The sequence below is a fragment of the Rossellomorea orangium genome (assembly GCF_019334305.1).
GTDB lineage: Bacteria > Bacillota > Bacilli > Bacillales > Bacillaceae_B > Rossellomorea.
In genome coordinates this window covers 398,143-410,489 of sequence record NZ_JAHWGH010000017.1, presented here as the reverse complement: position 1 = coordinate 410,489, position 12,347 = coordinate 398,143, and the positions used below count along the sequence as shown (strand labels likewise).

20 protein-coding genes are annotated in these 12,347 nt (G+C 48.7%); all 20 read left to right on the top strand.

The window, feature by feature from the left end:
* Positions 1-5 precede the first annotated feature (5 nt).
* The 20 genes from KYJ26_RS16920 (at position 6) to KYJ26_RS16825 (ending at position 12,339) form a co-directional block, all read left to right on the top strand.
* Complete coding sequence (locus KYJ26_RS16920) at positions 6-170, top strand: hypothetical protein (RefSeq protein ID WP_219168540.1); 165 nt, start codon at positions 6-8, stop codon at positions 168-170.
* A 283-nt stretch (positions 171-453) separates the two neighbouring features.
* Positions 454-1,071 (top strand): sigma-70 RNA polymerase sigma factor region 4 domain-containing protein, encoded by a 618-nt coding sequence (locus KYJ26_RS16915; protein WP_219168539.1) that lies wholly within the window; start codon positions 454-456, stop codon positions 1,069-1,071.
* A 143-nt stretch (positions 1,072-1,214) separates the two neighbouring features.
* Positions 1,215-1,409: a hypothetical protein gene (locus KYJ26_RS16910; protein WP_219168538.1), complete on the top strand. Its 195-nt coding sequence runs from the start codon at positions 1,215-1,217 to the stop codon at positions 1,407-1,409.
* 255 nt (positions 1,410-1,664) lie between these two features.
* Positions 1,665-2,390: a hypothetical protein gene (locus KYJ26_RS16905; RefSeq protein ID WP_219168537.1), complete on the top strand. Its 726-nt coding sequence runs from the start codon at positions 1,665-1,667 to the stop codon at positions 2,388-2,390.
* A gap of 178 nt (positions 2,391-2,568) precedes the next feature.
* On the top strand, positions 2,569-3,333 hold the full coding sequence (locus KYJ26_RS16900) for a hypothetical protein (RefSeq protein WP_219168536.1): 765 nt from the start codon (positions 2,569-2,571) through the stop codon (positions 3,331-3,333).
* 55 nt (positions 3,334-3,388) lie between these two features.
* Entirely contained in the window at positions 3,389-3,781 is a 393-nt protein-coding gene (locus tag KYJ26_RS16895) for a group I intron-associated PD-(D/E)XK endonuclease (RefSeq protein ID WP_219168535.1), read from the top strand.
* Entirely contained in the window at positions 3,781-3,960 is a 180-nt protein-coding gene (locus KYJ26_RS16890; RefSeq protein WP_219168534.1) for a hypothetical protein, read from the top strand. Before KYJ26_RS16895 ends, KYJ26_RS16890 begins: the two co-directional genes overlap by 1 nt.
* Position 3,961: 1 nt before the next feature.
* On the top strand, positions 3,962-4,195 hold the full coding sequence (locus KYJ26_RS16885) for a hypothetical protein (protein WP_219168533.1): 234 nt from the start codon (positions 3,962-3,964) through the stop codon (positions 4,193-4,195).
* Positions 4,192-6,333: a DNA polymerase gene (locus tag KYJ26_RS16880; RefSeq protein ID WP_219168532.1), complete on the top strand. Its 2,142-nt coding sequence runs from the start codon at positions 4,192-4,194 to the stop codon at positions 6,331-6,333. The genes KYJ26_RS16885 and KYJ26_RS16880 overlap by 4 nt, the downstream gene beginning before the upstream one ends.
* Entirely contained in the window at positions 6,334-6,612 is a 279-nt protein-coding gene (locus KYJ26_RS16875; protein ID WP_219168531.1) for a thioredoxin family protein, read from the top strand. It abuts the gene before it with no gap.
* A gap of 2 nt (positions 6,613-6,614) precedes the next feature.
* A complete protein-coding gene (locus tag KYJ26_RS16870) occupies positions 6,615-6,758 on the top strand; it encodes a hypothetical protein (protein ID WP_219168530.1) in 144 nt (47 codons plus the stop codon).
* Positions 6,755-6,964 carry a hypothetical protein gene (locus tag KYJ26_RS16865; protein ID WP_219168529.1) on the top strand — a complete coding sequence of 70 codons (210 nt, stop codon included), beginning with the start codon at positions 6,755-6,757 and terminating at the stop codon, positions 6,962-6,964. The genes KYJ26_RS16870 and KYJ26_RS16865 overlap by 4 nt, the downstream gene beginning before the upstream one ends.
* Positions 6,961-7,182 (top strand): hypothetical protein, encoded by a 222-nt coding sequence (locus KYJ26_RS16860; RefSeq protein WP_219168528.1) that lies wholly within the window; start codon positions 6,961-6,963, stop codon positions 7,180-7,182. Before KYJ26_RS16865 ends, KYJ26_RS16860 begins: the two co-directional genes overlap by 4 nt.
* A 12-nt stretch (positions 7,183-7,194) precedes the next feature.
* Complete coding sequence (locus KYJ26_RS16855) at positions 7,195-8,157, top strand: PD-(D/E)XK nuclease family protein (RefSeq protein ID WP_219168527.1); 963 nt, start codon at positions 7,195-7,197, stop codon at positions 8,155-8,157.
* Positions 8,154-8,711 (top strand): hypothetical protein, encoded by a 558-nt coding sequence (locus KYJ26_RS16850; protein WP_219168526.1) that lies wholly within the window; start codon positions 8,154-8,156, stop codon positions 8,709-8,711. The genes KYJ26_RS16855 and KYJ26_RS16850 overlap by 4 nt, the downstream gene beginning before the upstream one ends.
* Positions 8,708-8,902, top strand: coding sequence for a hypothetical protein (locus KYJ26_RS16845; protein ID WP_219168525.1), 195 nt, complete (start codon positions 8,708-8,710; stop codon positions 8,900-8,902). The genes KYJ26_RS16850 and KYJ26_RS16845 overlap by 4 nt, the downstream gene beginning before the upstream one ends.
* A gap of 2 nt (positions 8,903-8,904) precedes the next feature.
* Positions 8,905-9,255, top strand: a complete 351-nt coding sequence (locus KYJ26_RS16840; RefSeq protein ID WP_219168524.1) for a hypothetical protein — start codon at positions 8,905-8,907, stop codon at positions 9,253-9,255.
* Positions 9,252-9,590 carry a DUF3307 domain-containing protein gene (locus tag KYJ26_RS16835; RefSeq protein ID WP_219168523.1) on the top strand — a complete coding sequence of 113 codons (339 nt, stop codon included), beginning with the start codon at positions 9,252-9,254 and terminating at the stop codon, positions 9,588-9,590. The genes KYJ26_RS16840 and KYJ26_RS16835 overlap by 4 nt, the downstream gene beginning before the upstream one ends.
* Positions 9,590-9,814: a hypothetical protein gene (locus KYJ26_RS16830; RefSeq protein ID WP_219168522.1), complete on the top strand. Its 225-nt coding sequence runs from the start codon at positions 9,590-9,592 to the stop codon at positions 9,812-9,814. Before KYJ26_RS16835 ends, KYJ26_RS16830 begins: the two co-directional genes overlap by 1 nt.
* A 23-nt stretch (positions 9,815-9,837) precedes the next feature.
* A complete protein-coding gene (locus KYJ26_RS16825; protein WP_257475093.1) occupies positions 9,838-12,339 on the top strand; it encodes a vitamin B12-dependent ribonucleotide reductase in 2,502 nt (833 codons plus the stop codon).
* Positions 12,340-12,347: the final 8 nt, after the last annotated feature.

Below are 12,347 nucleotides of genomic sequence, written 5' to 3'. Positions count from 1 at the left end.
TAAAAATGAAGAAGATTATCGCTGCGTTACTGTTAACAACTATTCTAGTAATTTCATTTAACTCAATAAACCAACCGAAAGAAGAAGCTGGAGTATCCGGAGAGTTATTTACTCCTTATGTAATCCAAGGTGACCCTGGAACCGGAGGAGTTGGCGGCGGAGGTAGCTGATTAATTTAACAAATAAAATACACATGTCGAGGAGCCTTCGGGTTCCTTTTTTTATTTGTAATTTTATTACATAGTTTCCAAATAGTTGAATGAAATTTTATTTTGAAAAAACACTCAACTTTCCAAGCCTTCCATTATTTCGGTGATATTATAAAAACAAGCCAAAGGAAACAAGCGCAACAAGCGATCGCAACTACGCAGAACAACGTATTTGAAAAATCTAAAATAATTTGCGCGACTTTAGCTCGAACCCCATATTATAAATCAGGAGGCGAATAAAACGATGAATAACGAAAAACTCAATAGCCTGGTATTGGCGTACCAGCAAACGAAATCTGACGCAGTGTTCACGGAAATTTATGCAGAGGTGAGCGGATGGTGGTCGAACAGTAAAACCATCGCTCAGTCAGTGAGATCGAACGAAGCGGAGATAATTGCGCTTTACGAAGACACGTTGATAAATGCGTTAGAAAAATACGACGGTAGCGCAGACTTTATGAACTACTATAAGAGGGGCGTTGTTCAAAATCGGGCGTACCTTTACCGCAAGACCAAGCGGCAGCACGAACACGAAATATTCGAGCAACAACTTGCACCACCGAGCGAAGAGGACGGCAATCCGAATCAGCTCGAAGCAATCTACGGCACGACCGAACAAACTCCGTTCACAAAGAAAGAAGCCGACCAGTTGGCGCTGATCGACTTCCTCCTGAACGGCGCGGATGCTAAAACGACGGCAATCGTTGAAGCGTTCCTTAATCACCCGAAACCTACTCCGACGGCAATCGGTGAGGCGTTAGGGATTCACCATTCGACTGTAATACGCACACTCAAACGCCTGGCCGGCAAGTTTGATGCTAAGCACCACGGAGATTACCGCGACTACTTAGTTGCGCTTTAAAACGTAGGGATAATCGCCATTAGGCATTTAGGACTATCGCCTAGTTTCATTATAAGCGGTGGGCGGTTGTCTTGTCACCCACCGTTTCAAATTATAGCGGAAAACCGTTCGACAATCAATCGAAATTTATGGGGGTAATTACAATGAAAAACTCGAAAACTCGCGGTAATAATAGCCGCCTTAACGATAGCATTACCAAATCAACGCATACCCATTCATTTCCTCAAGCGGCATGGGAGCGCCAACTCGAGCGCGAGCTACAGGATCCGAATCGCTTTTACGAAGGCAGCTACGACTTAGCCGAATCCTTTCCGATTAAGGCGGTGCGGTTGGGATGAGCGCAGTAGTTTCTATCGCAGAAATCAAGCGCCGGAAGATGCGGAAAGCATACGAAGCAGCATGCGTAGCTTGGTATGGCAATAGCGGGGCGGTGAAACGATGACCGCATTATTCGGACTCATCTTCATTTACGCAATGCTGATCGGACTGTGGGGCGCAATATCAAGCTATATTACGGACCATGGCGAGGAGGGATAACACTGGAAAGGATTAAGAGTAAATCAGGAGTATACTTTTTAGCTTTAGACGGGGACGTGATTTCAAAAGAGTGCACGCACTGTAAGGAAATGAAACCTCTTGAAAACTTTTCGCCAACTTCTCACGGACTTGGTAAGCGGGTTTCAATGTGTCGGCCATGTAAAAATAGTAAATACGGAGCTGGAACTAAACAAATTAACCGATGTATTAGTGAAATTAATGGAGAACCTGCGAAAACTTGCTTGGCATGTGAAAATCTAATCCCATTGAAAGATTATTACGACCACGATTTAGGGGTCGGCGGCAAAAGACCGAGATGTAAGCGATGTGAGCAGGAACAGCGCGATTCGAATCGTGACATTTTAAGGGAGAGGGATCGAGAACATTATCGATCTAACAGAGATTACTATAATGCCAAAAGCAGAAGGAGAAGAGCTGCGGATAAAGGCTTAAACAGTGATTGGAGCCTTGAGATAGAAAAAGAGGTGATGGCCCATTTTCAAGGTTGCGCACTAACTGGTTCATTAGAAGACATCCATTTTGACCATGTAATACCTATCTGCACAGGATTTGGTGGCAGTAATAGAAAGAATATGATTCCGCTAAAAGGAAGCCTTAACATGTCAAAAAGGAACGAAAATGTATTCGAATGGTTCTTAAAGAACAAAAACCGATTCGGATTAAGTCAAGAGAAGTTTGATGATACAATATCGTACCTTGCTAGAGAAAACAAAATGTCTGAAAAAGAGTACCGAGAATTTGTTTATCGCTGCCATGGGTGAGGCTGATTCACGCCTCCGTTCAAGAATATTGTGATAGTCGTTAGGTTAAGCGCTACGTTACCGATTAAACTCTGATGTAGTCTCGGCTATTATACGGTATTCTCGAACGGGTGCGGGAAGTACCGGCGCTCGAAGCTTTACAAATTATCCGGCGATAAGCCGAAGGGAGACGATTTATTTGACGCAATTACAAAAAGGCGCAGCAGCACTCGGAGCACTTAACGCAAGCAACGAGGGAGGCGCAGGCAACAAGGTAGAATTCGCAAGCTTCAAGACCGGCACATCGTATAAGGTTCGTGTGCTTGGCGTTGACAACCTGATTCAATTTTACTCCTACGGAATTTTCAAGAAGGTTAACTCGTTCGTGGCGAAGGATCCATCGGTCAAGAATGCGAAAGGGTTTCCGGTCGAGAACTTAACCGCATGGGATCGCGCATTCAAATACTACCAGGACCTCAAGTTCGACGCTCGCGACAAAGGAAATGCTCAGGCGGAAGAGGAGTACGGAAATCTCGCGTATCAATTTAAGCCGAAGGAACGTTTCGCGATGGGCTTCATCGACCTTGCAACCGGCGAACCATTAATCATCGACGTCAGCAAGAAGCAAGCGCAATCGCTGCACGCAGTTATCGCCAAGTTTGAGAAGAAGCTCGGCAAGGTGGCGTTTGAGTTATCGAAGCAGGGGTCCGGCACGTCGACGTCTGTGTCGCTGACTCCGTTCATTGACATGGACGATGATCTGAGCGATAAGGAGCGAGAGAACTTCGCAAAGTTTGCGGATAAAGAGTTCGACATGTCGCTATTCGACGGACTGCTTTATGAGGCGGACGAGAAGGAACAACTGAATAACTTGGCGGTGGCTGGATTCGACTTGGCGCTGATTGGGGCCGACAAGCCTGCGGAGGACATCGGCGAAGAAAAAGATTTAACGGATGAGTTTTAAGGGCTGGCTTAATCGCCGGCTCTACCGTATTTACTAAAAACGAGGGGGAGAACGAATGGCACATTCAACGCAAGTAACGGGCAAGGTATCGGAACTAACGGCGGCACTGGCGCTTATCTCGAACGGCTGGGAAGTATCATCGCCAATCATTGACGAGGTTTACGATTTAGTCGGGCGGGACCCTTTAAACGGGCAGTTCGCGACTTTTCAAGTGAAAACTATCCGGAAACGTACCGACCGCAATAACGAAATGGTAATTTATTCAACGAAAGGTAACGGAGAAGCCTATCAACCGCATGACTGCGATTATATACTCGGTGTCGATGGCGATAGGGTTTTCATGGCGGAATGCACTGGCGTAAAAGAGATGTGGGCCAGCGAAAGTAGCGCGGCGAAACGTTGGGTCGAGCTGACTGCGGAAGTGCCGGTCGAAGCGGAGGCGGTTTAATGATCTACTGCGCAACCTGCGACAAGGCAATCCGTCAGCAGCCGGCAGTCCTCTACGACGAGCATACGGACCTGACGTTCTGCTCAGGCGGATGTCAGCGCGATTGGGTCGACGACAATTTCGAGAAGGTGCTGGCGTATTACAATCGCAGCAATTTAAAACGAATCGGAGGCGAATAGTATGAACGAAATCGTAATTGTTAGCGGAGATGACTGGGAAGGTATCTACGTGGATGGCGGTTTAGAGTACGAAGATCACGAAGTATATCAGTATTTACCGGATGTGATATGCGACTATAAAACGTTCGAGTCATGCGAAGAAAAGCACTTGAATTCGGAAGGAATTGAGTGGCTTGAATTGCACGGGAGGCTTCCGCAAAAGCTTAGCGAAGTGCCTGCGGAATATTTACGATGACCGAGCCGAAACTACGATTAAATTTAACGAATAAGCAAGCCGATACAAATGTCACCGCGGCAAAGGTGAAGCAGGCGTCGGCGAAAAAGAAGGCGGCTAATGAGACGTTGGATGAGGCGTGGCAGCGGATTCTGGCGATGAAGAACAGTTCGCCCGATCAGGAACGATTGCTTGCGGTAAAGAAGGCGATTAGCGAGGGCACTCTAGGCAGGTCGCCCTCCGACGCCGGCAAGCGGTTAAGCAAGGCGGAATGTCTTCGCTTATATAAAGAGTTAGCGGATCAGCAACGCGAAGAAACCCTACGGAAAATGGTAGAGAAAACACCGGATAATTACTGGCTAATACAAGACGAAGCCACACTCGATAAATTTACCGCAATCGTTCAGAGCGAAAAGGAAATCGTGTTCGACGTCGAGACAACCGGTACTGACATATTCGAGGATTATATAGTTGGAAACGTAATCACCGCAGTTAGCGCAGATATTCACGCATACATTCCGACAAAGCACATAACTGACGGCAAACAGTTATCGCATGACTTAGTAATTCGCAAGCTGAAACCGATTTACGAAGATGAGTCGATCGGCAAAATCGCTCATAACGGAAAGTTCGACGTTCATATGCTTGCTCGCGAAGGAGTAACCGTGAAGGGATTCGCCTGGGATACTCAGATAGCGCATCATATTCTCAACGAAAACGAACGTATATCCGGCGGTTCTTATCGATTGAAAGATCTTGTGACGAAGTACCTCAAGATTCCGTCCGAGACCTATGATACCTTGTTCGGCAAAGCAGGGTTTCACGAAGTAAGCGATTTGAAAGTAGCGCTTGCCTATGCGGCGAAAGACGGAGACGTAACGTTGAAGCTTCGAGATTTCCAGCGATTACACCTTGAGAAGATCGGCTTGCTCGAGTATTACGAATCAGTCGAGAATCCTACGATTGACGTTTCGCTTGAGATGGAACAGGCGGGATTTGTTATCGATAAGGAGCGTGCAGCACAACTAGGTGAAGAGTTGCGAAAAGAGTTAGTCGGAATTGAGAATGGCCTTAAAAAGCACTTCGGCGACATCAATTATAATTCGCCAACCCAACTAACGGATAAATTCTTCGGAGAATTGAAACTTGATCGCTACTTACCGAAGAACTTCAAAAAGTCGACCGACGTCAAAACGCTGAAACTATTGGCGCCACATCACGAAGGTATCGCGTTGCTACTAAGTTATCGCGAAAAAACAAAGCTACTCGGAACGTACATCGAAGCTTTACCGCAACAGGTAAGAAAAGACGGAAGGGTTCACGGGAGTTTCAATCAAGCAGGTACCGTGACGGGCAGGTTCTCGTCAAATTCGCCTAACCTTCAGAATCAACCCGGATTCGCCCGTAAGCTATTCGTCGCACCGCCTGGTCAAGTAATTCTGAGCGGAGACTTTTCGCAACAAGAACCGCGCTGGCTATCGCATTTCACTGGCGAAGAAGTACTCGTAAATGCCTATCGCAACGGACAGGATTTATACTCGACTGCTGCGGCTGAATTATTCGGATTGCCTATCGAGGAATGTGGCGATGGATCCAAGTACCGGAAGATGATGAAAGTCGGAGTGCTCGCGGTAATGTACGGAGTTGGACCGAAAACACTCGCTGACCAGCTCGGTATTAGCGAAAAGGAAGCACGACAATTCGTGGACGATTTCTATAAGGCTTATCCGAAAGTTAAGGCGTGGATTGACAACAACGAGAAGACGGCGAAAAAGAAAGGTTACGTCGAGATGTTCATGGGCCGAAAGCGCAGATTACCGGAAGCAAAGTCGCGGGATCGATTCGAGCAGTTCCGGGCGATGAGGCAGGCGACAAACGCAATCATTCAAGGGAGCGCAGCGATTCAGACAAAACTAACGATGATTGAGTTGCAAAAGTTATGTCGCCGAAAAGGTTGGACGCTGGCGTGGTCCTGTCATGACGAAGTGGGAGCTTATGTTCCCGAAAATATAACGTTTGATGACGTAAAAGAGTTCGAGCAAGTGTTTTTAAATACAGTGAAGTTGAACGTTCCTAATAAAACAGACATCGAGATTTCCAGAAGATGGGGTGAAGGACACACGATAAGCGAATGGTTTAAATCGAAGGAGGACGAATAAATGATCGAATTAGCGAAATTTAGCCGCCCAGGCTGCCGGCCTTGTGTCGCAATATCGCATTACATTGACGAATTAAAGGAAACCGGAGCGCTCGACGGAATAGTCATAGCGCATTACAACACCGACAACTTGAGCGAAGAGGACTTAGCGAAATATAAAATCAGCAGTGTGCCGGTTCTTCTGTTCAAACGCAACGGCCTCGAAATCACACGCATCACCGGCATGACCGACCAGGAGACGATTGTTGATTGCGTCAAGATGGCGAGGGAGGAGCGATGAATATGAAACGTTCAATATTCGGAATGGGTTTCGGCGTAGCAAGCGGATTGATGCTCTTATTTATAAGCGGCGACTACGCGGATGTATTTATCGGAACAATGGTCGGTTATCTTTATGGAGCTGACGGAGTAGGTGATCGCGAATGATCCTCCGCCTATTCCAATTCATCGCAGTCACCGCAGCACTCTACTTCGTACTGCCGTTGTTAACGTACAAGGTTGACGTCATACAGGCGGCTGCCATTACGTTGCTGATGTACCTCACGGCGCTGATATTTGCCGGAGCGCAGGCGGACGGAAAGCAGGACGTAAGGATTCACGTTGTAAGCGAAAAGAAGGAGGACGATGAATGATGGCGAAAGAAAAATTCACCGTAATTACGTATGACGGAGACGGAGAGATGGCGTTAGTCGACGAAAAGAATGAGTCGATAATGATCGGCGATTACTATCACGACAAAATTGAAGATACGATTTACGGTTTCTTCATGGGCTTGAAGTACGCTGGCGTTGAGTATGAGCGAATCGATGAAGAACGTGAAGGGTCGGTTTACGATTCGGAGTATAACTAAGGAGCGGATGAAATGACGAAAAATAAATTAGCGAAGCAGTTTGTCGAAATGATTAATACGTATAATGAGCACCGTGAGCCCTGGGACGATCAACTCAAGCGTCAAATCGCCGAACAGAATCTCGCAATCATTCAGAACCCACGCAAGGTCAACTATCGCGGCGCCTATTTCAGTCCGTCGAGTGCCGGCAGCTGTCCGCGCGAATTATACCTCAAGTTACGTCGCGCCAAGAAGGATAACGAACTCAAGCCGAATCATCAGACGCAATGGCAGAAGTTGGGAACGGCGATAGGAGACATCGTGCAACGCGATTTACTGTTCATCGAAAAGCACTACGCCAAGCTGACCGGTAATCAGCCCGCATTCGTGCCGGCTCGTACTGCCGAGGGCTATCCGTTCTGGGAGGAATTCGCACAGGCGGAAGTGCCTATCGAGCACAATGGCGAAAAGTTTAAACTGATCGGTCAGCCGGATGGAAAACTCGTGCATACGGAAACGGGCGAATTCGTTGGCCTCGAAGTAAAGAGCAAACAGACGAAGAACGGCGTCAGCAAAGTATCGAAGCCCGACCCCAAACACGTCAAGCAATGCGTCATTTACTCGATTATGTTCGGCGTTGATAAGTACATCATTACGTACGTGAGCGCCGTGAAGGACAACTGGGGCGAAAGCAAGCCGGTAGTCAAGGCGTTCGAGGTCGACATCACCGAAGCTGATCGCAAGGAACTGCTCGACTATTTCGCCGACTTGGTTCGCCGTGCAAGGGAGAACGACCCGCCTGCGCCTGACTTGAACGGATTCACCTTCAATAACTTCAAGCGTGCGATGGCGCTCGATTTAACTGACGAAGAAGTTGACGAAATCAAGGCGAAGGTGCGACAGGTAATGCAAGGCGGACAGCCGGCGTTTATCAAGGAAGGCTATTTCGAGGCGTATCAGTTCATCAAGGAAACGCGGGAAGAGGCGTCACAATGAGCGCCCTTCGAGTCCTTGCCTTCGACACGTCAATGAGCGCACCAGGCGTCGCCATCATCGAAGTAAAAAAGCGCAAGGCCACCGTCATTGCATTATCGCATACGACCACTGACAGCAAATCACAGTCACACGCATTACGTGCTGAAATCATCGAGGCATGGGCGACCATGTTCCTCGCTCAGCATGCGAAAAAGCCGTTCGATGTCGTCATTCGCGAGGACTTCAACGGAATGTCAAGCGCTCAGAATTATCCGGTACTGGCTGCGTGGTCAGGGATCGAGCGAGCATGCGAAAAGTTCAACGTCGGTCCTTTCGTCAAGTGGGTCGAGATTCACAAAGGCGGGCGCAAGAAGACGATGTTCGGACCGTCGCCGTCGAAAGTAAAGCTCATTGTCGCAGGATCGGGCAAGGCGGAAAAGCACGAAGTTGAGGAAGCTGTACGCAAGTGGACCGGATACACTGGCGAATTTGCAAAGGACGATGAGTCGGATGCCTGCGCGATCGGCCTTGCGTATTTAATCGAAAACAATTTAATCGAGGGGGAAACGAAATGAAATTTACGTATGAACTTCCGAAATCACTGAGCGATTACTCAACCGAAGAACTTCAGAAAGAGATAAATAAACGCGGAATAAAAGAACGGGTGAAGGACGTGCTTATGTCCGGAGAAATTACCGATTACGAAATACGACAGAACATGGACGGAGGCGCAACCGTTCAATTCGATATTAACGGAGGCGCATAAGCATGACAGACGCAGATGTATTAAAACAACGCCTCGCCCAGTCGGAGCAATACCGCCGCATGATTGCCGAACAGCACGCCGACGCCAAGCACAACATCGCCTATCATGAGCGCAAGCTGGCGGAAGCCCGCGAGGAAGAAAGCCGGCTGGAACATCGCCTCGGCATGCTCGACACTGAGGCGGAACGTATGCTCGAAGATATTCGATTGTCTGCTTTATACGGAGGAGATGTGTTGCGGGCTGAACGTGGCGAAAGTAATTCGTACGAAATTGACTCAACTGAGAGCCTTTTCGATACGCTGGATGCGGAAATGTTTCGGGTGAAAAAAGAAGCGGAGGAGGAAGGCGAATGAACCTACTAATACTAATTTTCGCACATCTATTAGCGGATTATCCGTTGCAGGGCGAATTCCTTGCGACTATGAAAGGCAAGAATCACATCGTATTAATTTCACACGCAGGAATTTGGACGGGAGTTATCGCCACTGTTGCGTATTTAATCGGGATTGATATTAACGTATTTGACGTAGCGCTACTATTTATCGTGCATGCTATCGCCGATTACCTTAAAGCGAAGCCGGTCGGAATCTACAAGCGACTTGACGCGTTAAAAGGCGGACTGGTGCTCGATCAAACGATTCACTTAGTACAAATCGTATTACTGCTCGCTTACAAAGGCGGATTTTAATGAGCATCTATTCACCGTACGAATTCCGTGAGCCCATGTCCGGACGCAAGGCGGCAGACTTCAACGTTGCCTATGCGGTCGGCAAATGGTGGCTCGAGCGGAAGGCACTGGCGGAGATTTGTGACAACGGAGGATTCCGCAGCGACGAGTGGATGACGCAGGTCGGTCGCGTGGAGTATTGGCGAAGGTTTTGCGAAGAAGAGTTTTCGATAACTTTAAAATAGACGCGAAAAGGGAGACGATTTTATTGACGATTAACGTAAAGCAACTTAACGAAGACATTAAAGAATTTCCGCAGGTATTCCCGGTCACGGACGACATGAATAAATCGTTCTCCGGAGTATCGCGATTAATTATGCTCGACCGATATACGTTCAAGGACACGGAAAAGAAGACGCTCAAGCCTGGCGATTTTGTTGTGCTGACGGTCAAGACGGATCCGAAGTTTCCGGCGAGAGGCTATGGCGAATTAGTGTCGCTCGACTGGGCCAACCGCACGGCAACGGTCAAGCTTGACGAATCATTCGTCGGCGTGCTAGAAGACGCGGATGAAATAGCAACAGGCGTCGTGACTCGCCCGATCGATGTTGTCGACAAACCTCTCGAAATCTACTACGAACAAATCGCGAAAAGGAATGCTAAAGGTCTGGCTGCGGTTGAGACGGACGAAGAGGCCCGCAAGCAAGCGTTCGATGATTTCTACGAGGTGCTAGTTTCGCTTGACTTCGTGCCAGGCGGGCGCGTGATTTACGGAGCAGGTTCGGACACTGACGTTACCTATTTCAACTGCTACGTCATGCCATATCCGCAAGACAGCCGCGAGGGGATTGCCGACCATCGTGCGAAAGTAATGGAGATCATGTCAAGAGGAGGGGGCGTAGGAACGAATGGATCATCGCTGCGCCCTAAGAACGCTCTAGCGAAAGGCGTCAACGGCAAATCCTCCGGAGCAGTTTCGTGGCTTGATGACATCGCCAAACTGACGCACTTGGTCGAGCAAGGCGGTAGCAGACGCGGAGCTCAGATGATTATGCTCGCTGACTGGCATCCGGACGTTATCGAGTTTATCATTTCGAAAATGCAGAATCCGAGAATCCTGCGAAAGATTATCGAAACGACGAAGGATGATGAGATTCGTAGATTGGCGAAGGATAAGCTGAAGTTCGAGCCGTTGAGCGAGGTTGAACGTAAAATATACGAATTTATTCAAGATGAACATCACGAAGAGACTCCGGTGCGGAAAGAGGCTTTGCGATTACTCGCAGACGGCGGGCGCTATTCCGTCAACAATCCGGAATTCCTAACCGGTGCCAACATCTCAGTCGCAATCACTCGCGAATTCATGGAGGCGGTCGAGGCTGACGCTGACTACGAACTGCGATTCCCTGACACCGACAATTACAGCGAATATGACAAAGCGCTCTATGACGATAGCTGGCACGAATATGGTGATGTGCGTGAGTGGGAAGCGCTAGGATTTGCCGTCAAGACTTATCGCACGATCAAGGCGAAGGAGCTATGGAACCTCATCAACCTTTGCGCTACTTATTCCGCCGAGCCCGGCATTTTCTTTATCGACAATGCGAACGATGCGACTAACGCCGTGAGTTACGGACAGAAAGTAGTGGCAACAAATCCGTGTGGAGAACAGCCATTAGCGCCATATTCCGTATGTAACTTGGCTGCAGTCAACCTCGCCAACATGAAAAAGCGCAACGCAGCCGGCAAATGGGAAGTCGATTATGATCGCCTCAAACGTACGGTCGAAGTGGGCGTGCGCCTGATGGATAACGTAATCACCGCAACGCCGTACTTTATGGAAGAAAACACGAAGCAAGCGCTTGGCGAACGACGCCTTGGCATGGGCGTTATGGGGCTCGCCGACCTGCTGATTTATTGCGAAGAGGAATACGGAAGCGAAAGCGGCAATCAGCTCGTCGACCATGTATTCGAGGTCATGGCGACAAGTGCCTACCGTAAGTCAGTCGAATTGGCGAAAGAGAAAGGGCCGTTCCCGTTCCTTGAATCGCTAGAAGACGGACACGAGCGCTACATCAATTCGGGTTACATGCGCAAGATGCCGGAAGATATTCGCCAAGGCGTGCTAAAACACGGCATTCGCAACTCGCATCTGCTCACGGTAGCGCCGACGGGGTCCACTGGCTCAATGGTCGGAGTAGCGACCGGCCTCGAACCGTACTTCTCGTTTAAATACTACCGCAGCGGACGCCTCGGCAAATTCATGGAAGTAAACGCCGACATCGTGCAGGAATATCTCGCCGAACATCCGGACGCTGATCCGAATAACCTGCCGGACTATTTCGTAAGCACGATGGCCTTATCGCCGGAAGCGCACGTCGACGTCCAGTGCATTATTCAGCGTTGGATTGACTCTTCGCTCAGCAAAACCGTCAATGCTCCGCGCGGCTATTCGGTCGAGCAGGTCGAGGCAGTGTACGAAAGGCTTTATCGCGGAGGAGCTAAAGGAGGCACCGTGTATGTTGACGGAAGCCGTGACGCTCAAGTGCTATCGCTGACAGCCGAAGACAATACGTTTGATTCGAGCGATGAGGAAACACCGGCGAAAGTCGTGCTGGTCGATACGATTAATGACGTGAGAGCGACGGATGTTAAAGTCGGCAATGAAGTCGGCGATACGTGTCCGGTTTGTCGCAAAGGCGAAGTGATCGATGCGGGCGGATGTACGACGTGTAATAACTGCGGCGCTCAGTTAAAATGCGGGCTTTAAAATAAATC

Excerpts from the sequence above, each read along its gene's own strand:
- KYJ26_RS16865 (WP_219168529.1), top strand. The coding sequence starts at position 6,755 with ATGATCCTCCGCCTATTCCAATTCATCGCAGTCACCGCAGCACTCTAC.
- KYJ26_RS16840 (WP_219168524.1), top strand. The coding sequence starts at position 8,905 with ATGACAGACGCAGATGTATTAAAACAACGCCTCGCCCAGTCGGAGCAA.
- KYJ26_RS16855 (WP_219168527.1), top strand. The coding sequence starts at position 7,195 with ATGACGAAAAATAAATTAGCGAAGCAGTTTGTCGAAATGATTAATACG.
- KYJ26_RS16860 (WP_219168528.1), top strand. The coding sequence starts at position 6,961 with ATGATGGCGAAAGAAAAATTCACCGTAATTACGTATGACGGAGACGGA.
- KYJ26_RS16890 (WP_219168534.1), top strand. The coding sequence starts at position 3,781 with ATGATCTACTGCGCAACCTGCGACAAGGCAATCCGTCAGCAGCCGGCA.
- KYJ26_RS16880 (WP_219168532.1), top strand. The coding sequence starts at position 4,192 with ATGACCGAGCCGAAACTACGATTAAATTTAACGAATAAGCAAGCCGAT.
- KYJ26_RS16885 (WP_219168533.1), top strand. The coding sequence starts at position 3,962 with ATGAACGAAATCGTAATTGTTAGCGGAGATGACTGGGAAGGTATCTAC.
- KYJ26_RS16920 (WP_219168540.1), top strand. The coding sequence starts at position 6 with ATGAAGAAGATTATCGCTGCGTTACTGTTAACAACTATTCTAGTAATT.
- KYJ26_RS16835 (WP_219168523.1), top strand. The coding sequence starts at position 9,252 with ATGAACCTACTAATACTAATTTTCGCACATCTATTAGCGGATTATCCG.
- KYJ26_RS16915 (WP_219168539.1), top strand. The coding sequence starts at position 454 with ATGAATAACGAAAAACTCAATAGCCTGGTATTGGCGTACCAGCAAACG.
- KYJ26_RS16910 (WP_219168538.1), top strand. The coding sequence starts at position 1,215 with ATGAAAAACTCGAAAACTCGCGGTAATAATAGCCGCCTTAACGATAGC.
- KYJ26_RS16830 (WP_219168522.1), top strand. The coding sequence starts at position 9,590 with ATGAGCATCTATTCACCGTACGAATTCCGTGAGCCCATGTCCGGACGC.
- KYJ26_RS16895 (WP_219168535.1), top strand. The coding sequence starts at position 3,389 with ATGGCACATTCAACGCAAGTAACGGGCAAGGTATCGGAACTAACGGCG.
- KYJ26_RS16870 (WP_219168530.1), top strand. The coding sequence starts at position 6,615 with ATGAAACGTTCAATATTCGGAATGGGTTTCGGCGTAGCAAGCGGATTG.
- KYJ26_RS16875 (WP_219168531.1), top strand. The coding sequence starts at position 6,334 with ATGATCGAATTAGCGAAATTTAGCCGCCCAGGCTGCCGGCCTTGTGTC.
- KYJ26_RS16845 (WP_219168525.1), top strand. The coding sequence starts at position 8,708 with ATGAAATTTACGTATGAACTTCCGAAATCACTGAGCGATTACTCAACC.
- KYJ26_RS16850 (WP_219168526.1), top strand. The coding sequence starts at position 8,154 with ATGAGCGCCCTTCGAGTCCTTGCCTTCGACACGTCAATGAGCGCACCA.